This window comes from Staphylococcus sp. OJ82, assembly GCF_000294465.1.
GTDB lineage: Bacteria > Bacillota > Bacilli > Staphylococcales > Staphylococcaceae > Staphylococcus > Staphylococcus equorum.
Window position 1 is genome coordinate 91,592 of sequence record NZ_ALPU01000002.1, and the last position, 11,451, is coordinate 103,042.

The window sequence follows — 11,451 nt, forward strand, 5'->3', positions numbered from 1 at the left end:
ATCAATAGAACCTCACAAAGTTCCTAAAAGTAAAATTAATAACATAGTGTATTTATTTGTGGTGTGTTTGATGCTAACCACAACGTCCATTGTCTTAGCGATATTAACAATCGATTATAATGAATGGGTGGCATATGGATTATGTGCCATGTGTTTTATAGTTCTTAGTGTATTTTATGTTTACTATATTAAAATCAAAAAATAAGGATATGTTATTTTCAACATGTACACTTATATTGAATAAAAAACCCAAAAGCCATGGCACTGAACCCTTAAAATGGGAACTTAATAAAAACACTATTTTCTAGGATGCTAATTTCCTGAACTCTATAGGAGATAAGTAGCCTAGTTTTTGTTGAATTCTTACTTTATTATAGTTTTCAATGTAATTTTCGACAATATCTATTACAATGTTATTAGAGCTCTTGAGCTCTTTATTTAAGTAGAATGTTTCACACTTTAGCGAGGAATGGAAACATTCAATTGGGGCATTATCAGCTGGCGTTCCCTTACGGGACATGCTTCTGGTAATGCTTTTTTCTTCGCATAATTTATAATATTCATACGATGTGTAAACACTTCCTTGATCGCTATGAAGTATACAACTATCTGGAATTTCTAATTGGTTCAAAGTCTCGTTCACTAAATTTTGATTCTGGTGATTATCTATAGTATAAGCAACTATTTCCCCGTTATAGACATCCATAATTGACGATAGATACAACATTGTATTACCGAAAGGTAAATAAGTAATATCTGTTACAAGTACTTCTAATGGACGATTTGCATTAAAATTCCTCTGTAACAAATTGCCTGTTTTATAGAATGGATTACCTGGTTTTTTAGATTTTTTAGGTTTAACCCTACAATTCAATTCGTTTTCTTGCATAAGCCTTTGCACTTTCTTGTGATTAATTTTTTCCTTACTAAATTTATTTAATTCAGCAGTCACTTTTCTATAACCATAGGTATATTTGTGCTTATGACAAATCGATTTAATTGCTTCTAATTCCGAATTTGTTTCATGTTTTTTACATTTCCAGCGATAATAGGTAGATTTGGGTATGTTAAATACCTCTAATATCATTTTAACTGTATATTTTGATTCTAATGCTTCAACCACTTGTATTATTATTTTGGGCGACACTCCCTTTCCAATTCCTTGTACTTTTTTAAAATTTCTAATTCTGCGTTTTTTCTTTTATTCTCCAATTTTAATTGTTCAATTTCTGAAAGTTCTTCTAATCCCTTTCCGTAGGAATATTGTTTTCCAACTTGTTGATGAAATCTATAATGTTCACCATTTTGGTACCATTTCCACCAAGTTTTCACTTGTGATCTATTTCTAATGTTTAATGTATTCATAATTTCTTTTGCACTATATCCCTCAATTTTCATTTCAATAGCTTTATTTTTGGTTTCTAGTGAATAAGTAACTCTTTTCATAGAAAAACACCTCCGTATAAATTCATTTTAGTATGAATTCAACGAAAGTGTTTTTATTTTATTCCCACAATTGGGGGTCAGTTCACATCTCAGCTTTTGGTTTTTAACATTTCTATTTTATAATTTCAATCGTTAGTGGGACTACAAAGTCTTCACCTTTATTTACTGTAACTATTCCAATAATAGTGTAAATGAAAGCTGCAATGCTTAGTACAAACAATGGGATATAGCCAATAATTATAATCGTAAGAATTAATGAAATAATGAAATAAGATGTATAACTAATTGCGAAATTCAAGTAATTCTTACCTTGCTGATTAATGAAAGCTGATTCGTCTTTTTTCATTAACCAAATTATAAGTGGACCAACAAATCCTGTTAATATATTTAAGATCCAAAGCAACATAGCCATACTTTTCTCGTTTTGTGTAACATTTTGGAAAGCGTGTGGGTTTCTAGATTGGTTTTGTAAATTCATATTCTCACCTTTACTTTCAAATTTTTAATTGATTAAAGCAATTTACTTTTACAAGACATATGTTACATGGATTGGTAGTCAAAATATGACTATGCTTAACAAACACTTTTTTAAACGAACCTATAACTAACTTAGGCTTATGCTATAATGCTCATATCGATAAATAAGGCGGTATTTTTATGGCGAAATCTACAGAGATATTAGAACTATATTTAAAATTTGTGAATGGGGAAAGAGTATCTAAACAAGAGATAAGAGGTTTTTTTGATAATAAATCAGCAAGAACTGTACAACGTTATATTTCGAATTTAAATGCATTTTTAGATAGTAAAGAAGAGACTTCGCATTTAAAAATTGAATATGATACTCAGAATAATGTTTATTATATGTTGAATAATGGAGAAAATCATTTTGATAAGAAACAAATTCTTGCAATACTAAAAATTTTAATTTCTACTAGAGGTCTAACAGAAGAAGAATTGTATATGATTATCGATAATTTAAATTCTAAGTTAAGTGACACAGATAAAACTATAATTAATAAAACGATACAATCAGAGTTAACAAATTATATATCAATGAATAACGGGGAACCATTATTAGATAAAATTTGGTATATTAATGAAATCATTTTAAAAGGTAAAGCTATCACATTTGAATATTTTAATGCTTTGAACAAAGGCAGACAACATACAATTAAGCCAATGTATATAACATATTCAGAACTGTATTTTTATATAGTCGGAGTTAACACTAAAGGAACTGTTTTAGTTTTTCGATTAGATCGAATTCAAGAATATAATGAAATAACTAAGCAAATAGAATTACCCAAATCTCCTTACTATAGAGAAGGCGAATTAAAAAAGCGCATTTACTATATGTACGGTGGCGATTGGAAGAGAGTTAAATTTGAATTTAACGGTGGAATTATTGAATCTGTGCTAGATCGCTTTCCAACAGCACAATTACTTAAAAAAGATTATGTGAATAATAGATTTTTAGTAGAGATTGAAGTCATTGGCGATGGGGTGATGATGTGGTTGCTTTCTCAAGGGAGTAGAGTGAAAATTATATCGCCACAATCTATTAAAGCGTCGTACTTAGAGGAAATTAATAAAATAAATCAATTATATAAAGATTAAAACATAACAATAGCGCTAATCATTTCGAAATGATTAGCGCTATTGTACTTTCCGTATAACTTTAAGGTTTTTGGTTAATTTTTTGAGAGGTGTATCTTTAATTGAGGCATAAAATAAGTGTCTACCTACAGCGCTAATAACTTTACCAGAGTAAACTTTATTATTTAACACGATGTGATAAGAATCGAATTTCTTCATATATATCGTCTCCTTTCGATTTATGATAATTATACATAAGATAGGTAGTCAATTTTTGACTATTCAAATTGATGTTATAGCTTTAATAAATAAGGAGTTGATTACATGTTTAAGTTAGATGATAAAACTAAACAAAAAATAGTTGAAATGATTTTTGTTATTGAAGATGATAATAGTGGAAAAAGGAATCGATTTAAAGAAATAAAATTAAAATATAACGACAAATCAATATTTAATAAATTGAAGTTATATTTAAAAAACTAGACGGTTAATAGCTGTCTTTTTTGAGTTATTGAATGTTTAAAATAAAAAAAGCGTAATAATTTTAAAAGATAAAATATTTTTATAGTAATTCTTAACATAGTTGTGCTAAACTCAAAATAAGGGGGATAGTTGTGAAATTAATACCAAAATATACACGAGCTGAAATTATAAAATTAGTAAAACAAAAGGTACTAGATTCAAATGAAGACTTACAAAGAAATTCAGAAAAAATTAATATTCCTTATAGTGATTTACAAAAACTTTTATCGTTAAATGCTATATGGACGCCTAAAGAATATCAACTAGCTTCAAAAATTCTCGAGATCAGTGTTGAGACGCTATTAGAAAATTTAGAACAAGAAGATTTAAGTAATGTTTCTTTCAGAGCACTTGAAAATAATGAAGAAATTAATAATAAAGTAAGTCAGTTAAACGATATTTTCGAAGAGCTTACTTACCAGTTGAAAATCGGAAGTGAAATAGATGGAAGAAAAATATAAAGAGACGATTAAACGAATTCAACCAATTGCAGAGACTTTTATAGTGAATAATAAATTACAGTATCCCATAAAGGATTCTTTAACTCTGTTATCCAACATTGGCTATTATATTATAAAAGCAAAAGCGCCAAGCAATTTGTCTGGATTTTACATGAAAAAAGACAGATTTCCATTTATTTTTGTAAATGCGAGTCATAGCTTAGGACGACAAAATTTTTCATTATGGCATGAGGTATATCATCATTATATGAAACATCAAAATGGTATAAGTGATTTTGCATCGAATTCAATTGAAGAACGAGAAGCAGAAATTTTTGCTGGATTAGTGCTATTACCTGATGAAGAAATCAAAAAATGGTCAGAAAAATTTAATATTGAAGATGCAAGTACAATAGCTCAAATGAGTGTTTATTATCAACTGAGTTTTAACGCAGTGGTTATCAGGGGGATGCAACTAGGTGAAATAGAGTTTAATACATACAAAACATTGAAAAAATTATCTTCACTAGAAAAGCAACAACAACTCCTGGCAATATATGAACAAAACAATCTTTCAACATCAGTCATTCAACCGACCAATAATATCAAAATATCCTCTAATATTATGTCCATACTCCAAAAGAATCATCAACAAAATTTAGTAGACAGTCATAAACTTAATAGCATAATTGAGAAAATCGAGGTGCTAAATGAGTCTTAATAATAACAATATAGAAGTTCCGATAGTAGACACAGACATATGGGTCTTTTTAGTAATGTCAGGTTATTATAAGCGGTTAATAAAATATTATGGTTACTTACAATTTTCAGATGTAGTTGAAAAGGAAATTATGCGGTGGAAAAAAAGTTCTGATGATTCCAAAGAAATAGCGATGAATTTTCAAACGCTAAAATATGAAGGAAAGCTAAAAGTTATTTTATTTGAAAATTTTGATATTTTAGAACAAAAAAGCATTAATCATCAATTAAATGAATACGGTCTTAAAGCAGTAAACATTCAAGAAAAAAACAAGGGTGAATTCACAAGTTTGTTATATGCATTGCACAAAGGCATTGAGAAATTTAAGACAAATGACCGCAAATTTGTATCAGAAATTAGTGAAGATAATTACGAATACATCAATATCATAAATTGGGACAAAATTTTGGATAAATATAGTGTGAATCCAAAGGAAAAATTCGAGACAAGAAAATTGATTACTAATAAAGAAATCAAAATGAATAATAATAAACAAGAATATAAAAAACAAAATCAAGATCCCAGATGGGATAAATTGAAGTTATTAATTGGATAGGGAGAACGATAAAATGGCATTAGATATTAAAAATCTTAGAGAAAAGAAATTAGAGATAAGTATAGAAGAGTTAGCAAAGAAAATTGATTTAAATGTGGAAGAGGTAAAAAAATATGAAGAAAATCATTTACTATTACCAAATAACATAATAAATCAAATTATAAGTAAATTTAATTTAGATGTTATAGAAATGGGAGATGAAGGATATATATACTCAACACCAAGTTTTAAAGCATGGAAATTTGAAGATAAAGAAAATATAGGTTTACTTAATGAAGAATATGAAGATTTAAAAGAGCATTATAAAGATTTGAAAAAAATGGAACTTGAAAATAGAAATAATGACAACAGCAAAATTCTGAAAAACTTATATAATAAAAAAATATTAATATTAGATCAATTATTTTCTAAAATCAATAAACCGAGTATCAGTTTGACAGGTGCTAGTAGTTCTGGAAAATCTACAATGATAAATCATATGCTAGGAGATAGCACCCTACCAAGCAACTATACTCCAACGACAAGTGTCAGTACTAAAATAATTCATATAGAAGATAAGCCGAAGTTTATGGGAGAAAATAACACAGCAATTTTCAAAATTAGTAATAAGCAAGAAAAGATGATTGAAACTCATAAATTACATGATAACTCATATTTTACTAACCATTTAGTGGAAATGGGAGAATTGAATATTATTTCAGAGTTTGGTAATCATGAAGGAGAAAAATATAAAAAACGCAAAAAAGAGCTTATTGATAATGATTTTGTAATAGTGTGCTATTTAGATAAGCCAATATTAAAATTATGTGATATTTGGGATATACCTGGTACCAATGTAAAAACTGAAGATGATTATATTGCTACAAAATCTAGGAAAGGTGCAGATATTACATTATATTTATCAACAGCTACACAATTTATGCAATTAGCAGACATGCAATATTTAACAGATATTTTAAAAACTTCATCAAATTACGCTGTGAAATCTAGTGAAATCGACCAATTCGAGAATGTATTTATTATAGCAAGTCAAGCTTCAAATGTGAAAAAAGGAATAGCTTCTACACAAACTGTTGAACAAATACTAGATGATAGAATAATGGAATTATGGCAGTCTATAGATCATAGACACATTACTAATAATAATTTGAAAACTGATTTTTCATATGAGGCTATAAGAAATAGAGGTTTTGGTTTTGATGTTTTAAATGAAAAAACTCAAAAATCAGTAAAGGATAGTTTGCTAGCATTATTAATTAAAATTGTTGACTACAGATTGAACATTATAAGAGAATTTAAAGAAAATGAATTTCAAAGGTTTAATGACTTGATATCAAATAATCTAAAAGAACTAAGAGATCAAGAAAAGACTCAAAATGAACTAGAAGATTTTCTACTAAATAAAGAGAAAAATAAGAAGAAAAATAGTGAATTAGTAAATTTTATTGTAAATAAAGCGACAACTTATAAAGAAAGCTCTCAAAAAGATATCCAAAGTTACTTAGATGAAACATTGGAAATAGAAAATATAATAAAACTTATTGAAATTAAAAACTATGGAAAAAAGAAAAAAGGAAAAGAACAGTTTACTAATTGGTTTCAAAATGAAATTACTTACAGAGTAGAAAATATCCTTACTAAATACGCCGAAAAATTTTCTGAGGACATAAATGACAAATTGGAAGCAGTGGCAGAAAAAGATCAAAAGCAATTCAAAGTAAACCAATTTAATTTTGTTTCAAGTTTTATTGGAACTTTAAGTTCAATCGCAACAATAGGGGCCTTTAGTTTTTATTTTGGAACTTTAGGAAATTTAGGTGGCTATATTTTCTTATCTCAAATTGTTTCTGGATTTTCTGCAATAGGTATTTCTTTAGGAGGAACAGCGACAGTCGCAAGTACTGTTTCAATTTTTGGTGGACCTATGACATTAGTAGTTGGAATTGCAATATTAACGGGAACTTTAGTTAAAGGAATTATAGATAAGACTGCATGGAAAAAAGATTTTGCTAAAAAAATAGTTAAAGCTTATAACCAAAAAATAAAACCTAAAAAAACTGAAGATACAACTTATAAAGGGTTAACAGGAAAAGAAGTTTATATTTATCAAAGTGAAGAATTTTGGAATGAAACAATTCATTCATTAAATGTAAATGATTTTAACAGAAAATTAAATGAAACAGAAGTAGAGTTAAGAGAAAAAGCAGGCAGTGATGTAATTGAATTAAAGTCAATAATAAAGAAAGTAGAATATCTTAAATTTGTATAAGGAGGATTTTTATGAAAGAAAATAATGATTATAAAGATATAATCAGAAAAACAATTGAAACTTATAAAAAGATTTTGAAAAATAAAAGAGAACTTAGAAGTGAAGGTATGAGTGATTTTGAAATTTATAAAGACCGTATAAAGAATTATAAGGAACAGTTAAAAAGTTTGGACTTAAAAAAGTTTTATAATCAGGGCTTAGCTAAAATTCATGAAGTTAGTTCCGATGAACTTACAAATAAGTTTAGTGAATTTAAATATATGTATAATAAATATAAAGAGTATTTACAGTCAGAAACAGAAGATTTGTTAAGTGATGTAGTTGAAGATATTTTAAAGTTTGAGAAATTTAATGATAACAAATTGAAAGAAAAACTTGGAGAAAGTCATTATAATGAGTTATTGACAATTATAGTCGTTAATAGCGTGAAGATGTCAAAAATCACTTATCAATATGCTGAAAATATAATTAATAAAGTTGAATATGTAAATAGAATTAAGACTCAATTAGAAAATTACACTATACAAGTGGTTAAGTTTCTTAAAGATAAGGTTGAATTACAAGACTATATTCCTGAAATAATTAACTTTGCATTTGGTAACAAAGCTAAAGCTATTATAGGTATTTCTATGAAAATAACTGCTAAAATATTTAATGAAAACAAATCAAAAGATAAAGAATTTGAGAACATAGTTAGTGATTTTGAAGTTAAAGAAGAATCACAAATCAAAAAAGATAAAGTAATTGAAAAAAAGGATAACTATGAAACTAATTAAGCCTAAAATTATGGTTAAAGATGAAATGATCACTCAAGTTGACGATATTATAAAAAACAGACAAAGTATAGAACTATATGAGAAATATTGTTCGAAGAATCTAATAATATGGTTGTATAGATCTGATTTTATAGACAAAGAGACATTTATAAAATATTTCAATAATAATATAAATGATTCAATAACGTATTATCAATTTCTGAAAAAATTAAGCATTGACATAGATAAAATAAATAATGATTTTGATACATTCGATAAATTAGCAGCTAAATTGAAAAATAATAATATTCAATCACTATCTAACTTATATCAGCTAATTTCTGATTTTTTAAAATTTGAAGTATATGTAATTGAACATGAAAAATCACAGTATGAATCAGTAATTTTAGACTGCATGGATAATTATTTAATGGTCCTAATCGTATTACACATGGAAAGCAATAGTTATTCAGATACATTTATTAAAAAGATTAAAAAGCTTATGAGTAGTAATTTACCATTTAGTGATAATTTTAGGTTATTTGAAAATGAGATTATTACTAGTGAGGATAACCATTCTTTTGTAATCGAGCATCCGTTTATAATGATTGATTCTGAACACATTGATTTAATGCCACTTAATAATAAAATAAATTACGCAAATTATGATAGTCTTTTGAGTAAATATCAAGTTAAGAATAAAATGAAATTAAGGTTAAGAAGAGATAAAGGTTTTATAAAATACGTTAAGGTGAAAGAATATGAATAGAATATATAACTCTGTTATTAAATACATGGAAACTGGTATTCCTTTTATCTTTTTAGAAGGATTTGAAAATGGTCCTGATAAGTTAGTGGAATATATTGAAGATAAAAATTTAAAGGAAAATATTTATTTTTATAATTTAACCACTTCAAAAACATTAAATGGTAGGGTTGAGAATAATTTACAAACATATAATGATATTGGAAATCAGATCAAAGATGCCGAAAATGGAAATAATTTAGTTATTATAGAAGGATCACAAGGGCTTTTAGATTATGAAAATGGTGAAATATTAGAAAATATAGCAGTGAAAGTTAATAAATACAGTAAAAAAAACCTTACAATTATTTTTATAGGAAATAATTATAACATCCCGGAAAATATAAAAAAATATTCAATGCTAATAGAAAATAAATTGCCTGATGAGGAAGAAATTAAAGGTATAATTTTTGAATTTTTAAAATTTCAAATTCCAGAATTGAATTATAATAACTACAATTATGACCATTTAACAAAACAACTAAAAGGCTTAAATGAATTAGAAATTAATCAAATACTTGCAATACTGTATTATGAATATGGAATTAATATATTTACTACTCAAACTTCTGAATATTATAATTACATTACACAAGAAATAAAAGATATCAAAATTCAAATTTTAAAAAAGACTGGTACACTTAATATTGTAGATTCAAATGCCTCGTTAGATAAAGACATTGGTGGTTTAAACAGGTTAATGGAATATATTAAAAATATTGATGGAGTTTTAAAGAATTCTAATGAACTAATCGAACGTAATGTGACACTGCCTAAAGGTATATTATTGATTGGAAAACCTGGCAATGGTAAAAGTTTAACGGCAAGGGCAACTGCTAGTACTTTGAATTTACCATTAATTAGTTTTGATATTAGTAAAATTCTAGGGAAATACGTAGGTGAAAGTGAAAAGCAAATGAAAAAAAGTTTGCAAATTGTTCAAGCTATGAGCCCGTGCGTATTATGGATAGATGAAATTGAAAAAGCCTTTGCTGGTATTAATAATTCAGAAAATGACACAATGAGGAAAATACTAGGGATTTTTTTGACTTGGATGAGTGATGAAAATCAAGGTGTATATGTGATTGCAACAGCCAATGCTATTGACGGAAGTATACCACCTGAAATGGTCAGAAAAGGTAGATTTGATGATATTTTTTATATTGATAATCCCAATATCAGCGATAGGAAAAACATTTTTGAAGTACATCTTAATAAAAGAAATATAACATTAAATAATGATGAGTATTTATATGATTTAGCTCGTAAATCAAAACATTTTTCAGGTTCAGAAATAGAGTATTGTTGTAATAGCGCAGCTACATCTTTAATAGTTGAAAACTATAGTGGGATAATTGATGATAAAACTATAAGAAACAAAGTGAATGGATTTATTAAGGAAACATTAGAAAATAAAAATAGTTTAGAATATGAAACGAATATTGAAGATGCTATGAAAAATATTAAGAACAATAATAAAGAGATATATTCATTTTTAAAAAAATACAATGAAAGTGCCGACGAAATTAGTACATTATTTAAAGAGAAAATTTCATATGTTTTAGGCAAAGAAATAGAAAAATACATTAACTTTAATAAAATTGATAATGAAAATAAAAACAAATTTAAAAGTGCCTCTCAATAATACGTTGAAATTCCCATGGTTTTTCAAATGAAATATTATTTAACTAGAAAATATAGATTAATTTTATAGTTTGGACCAAAGTTTTATAAATAATTATCAGATTAAAAAGACATTCGTATTTATGACGAATGTCTTTTTTCTAGTAAATATTAGCTTTCATTTTCTAATATAATGTCTTTATACTTATGGACATCGATACGGTTAACAATCTCTCTTTTGATTGATTGAACATGTTGTACTTTGTTCATACTACTAGGCATATTAACTGGTTTGTAATTTTCCCAATAGTCGAGTTCCGTGAATAATTCGTGCAATGATTTCATAAAAAATACCATCTTTTCATTTTTTATAAATAAAATAGCCCTTCTTAGACAAGAAGAGCTTTCGCACATCTTCTCATCTTTCAATCCATATAAATGAACTGTTGGAGTTAGCACATCGCTTGTTAAAGCTGTTGCTGGAGTTTCACAGGGCCAAATCCCTCCACTCGCTCTTAATAAGAGAACTATTCTATTTAAAAATACTATAACCAAAATTTAACAGAATAGCAAATAACTAGTCTAAATATGTATTCCACATAAACATTTACTTCTATTTAATTTTGAATTAATACTATTTTGGTAAATTCAAGAGAAAGAATAGTATTAATAAATA

Annotated in this window: 13 protein-coding genes and 1 riboswitch; of the genes, 9 read left to right on the plus strand and 4 right to left on the minus strand. The window is 26.8% G+C overall.

What is annotated here, in order from left to right; genetic code table 11:
• Positions 1 to 304 precede the first annotated feature (304 nt).
• Positions 305 to 1,446 (minus strand): IS3 family transposase gene (locus SOJ_RS01840; protein WP_156789159.1). Its coding sequence is split into 2 segments (ribosomal slippage): positions 305 to 1,176 and positions 1,176 to 1,446, totalling 1,143 coding nucleotides; the frame shifts between segments, so codons are not numbered across the junction.
• Between the two features lie 112 nt (positions 1,447 to 1,558).
• A complete protein-coding gene (locus tag SOJ_RS01850) occupies positions 1,559 to 1,924 on the minus strand; it encodes a DUF4870 domain-containing protein (protein ID WP_002506369.1) in 366 nt (121 codons plus the stop codon).
• A 179-nt stretch (positions 1,925 to 2,103) separates the two neighbouring features.
• Between SOJ_RS01850 and SOJ_RS01855 the strand changes: the two genes are divergently transcribed.
• Positions 2,104 to 3,066, plus strand: a complete 963-nt coding sequence (locus tag SOJ_RS01855) for a helix-turn-helix transcriptional regulator (protein ID WP_002506370.1) — start codon at positions 2,104 to 2,106, stop codon at positions 3,064 to 3,066.
• 39 nt (positions 3,067 to 3,105) lie between these two features.
• On the opposite strand, the gene SOJ_RS14330 is transcribed toward SOJ_RS01855, so the two are convergent.
• Positions 3,106 to 3,264 (minus strand): hypothetical protein, encoded by a 159-nt coding sequence (locus SOJ_RS14330; protein ID WP_002506371.1) that lies wholly within the window; start codon positions 3,262 to 3,264, stop codon positions 3,106 to 3,108.
• A gap of 105 nt (positions 3,265 to 3,369) precedes the next feature.
• On the opposite strand from SOJ_RS14330, the gene SOJ_RS14335 reads away from it, so the two are divergent.
• The 8 genes from SOJ_RS14335 (at position 3,370) to SOJ_RS01890 (ending at position 10,797) form a co-directional block, all read left to right on the plus strand.
• A complete protein-coding gene (locus tag SOJ_RS14335) occupies positions 3,370 to 3,528 on the plus strand; it encodes a hypothetical protein (RefSeq protein ID WP_002506372.1) in 159 nt (52 codons plus the stop codon).
• 131 nt (positions 3,529 to 3,659) lie between these two features.
• Positions 3,660 to 4,028: a hypothetical protein gene (locus SOJ_RS01860; RefSeq protein ID WP_002506373.1), complete on the plus strand. Its 369-nt coding sequence runs from the start codon at positions 3,660 to 3,662 to the stop codon at positions 4,026 to 4,028.
• Positions 4,012 to 4,728 (plus strand): ImmA/IrrE family metallo-endopeptidase, encoded by a 717-nt coding sequence (locus SOJ_RS01865; protein ID WP_002506374.1) that lies wholly within the window; start codon positions 4,012 to 4,014, stop codon positions 4,726 to 4,728. The genes SOJ_RS01860 and SOJ_RS01865 overlap by 17 nt, the downstream gene beginning before the upstream one ends.
• Positions 4,718 to 5,323, plus strand: a complete 606-nt coding sequence (locus SOJ_RS01870) for a hypothetical protein (protein WP_002506375.1) — start codon at positions 4,718 to 4,720, stop codon at positions 5,321 to 5,323. The genes SOJ_RS01865 and SOJ_RS01870 overlap by 11 nt, the downstream gene beginning before the upstream one ends.
• A gap of 13 nt (positions 5,324 to 5,336) precedes the next feature.
• Positions 5,337 to 7,592, plus strand: coding sequence for a dynamin family protein (locus tag SOJ_RS01875; RefSeq protein ID WP_002506376.1), 2,256 nt, complete (start codon positions 5,337 to 5,339; stop codon positions 7,590 to 7,592).
• 11 nt (positions 7,593 to 7,603) lie between these two features.
• Complete coding sequence (locus SOJ_RS01880; RefSeq protein WP_002506377.1) at positions 7,604 to 8,368, plus strand: hypothetical protein; 765 nt, start codon at positions 7,604 to 7,606, stop codon at positions 8,366 to 8,368.
• Entirely contained in the window at positions 8,355 to 9,116 is a 762-nt protein-coding gene (locus SOJ_RS01885) for a hypothetical protein (RefSeq protein WP_002506378.1), read from the plus strand. Before SOJ_RS01880 ends, SOJ_RS01885 begins: the two co-directional genes overlap by 14 nt.
• Positions 9,109 to 10,797, plus strand: a complete 1,689-nt coding sequence (locus SOJ_RS01890) for an AAA family ATPase (RefSeq protein WP_002506379.1) — start codon at positions 9,109 to 9,111, stop codon at positions 10,795 to 10,797. Before SOJ_RS01885 ends, SOJ_RS01890 begins: the two co-directional genes overlap by 8 nt.
• A gap of 149 nt (positions 10,798 to 10,946) precedes the next feature.
• On the opposite strand, the gene SOJ_RS14530 is transcribed toward SOJ_RS01890, so the two are convergent.
• The gene (locus SOJ_RS14530) at positions 10,947 to 11,120 is read right to left on the minus strand and encodes a hypothetical protein (RefSeq protein ID WP_002506380.1); all 174 of its coding nucleotides are present in this window, start codon (positions 11,118 to 11,120) and stop codon (positions 10,947 to 10,949) included.
• A gap of 70 nt (positions 11,121 to 11,190) precedes the next feature.
• Positions 11,191 to 11,300, minus strand: a riboswitch (SAM riboswitch).
• Positions 11,301 to 11,451 lie beyond the last annotated feature (151 nt).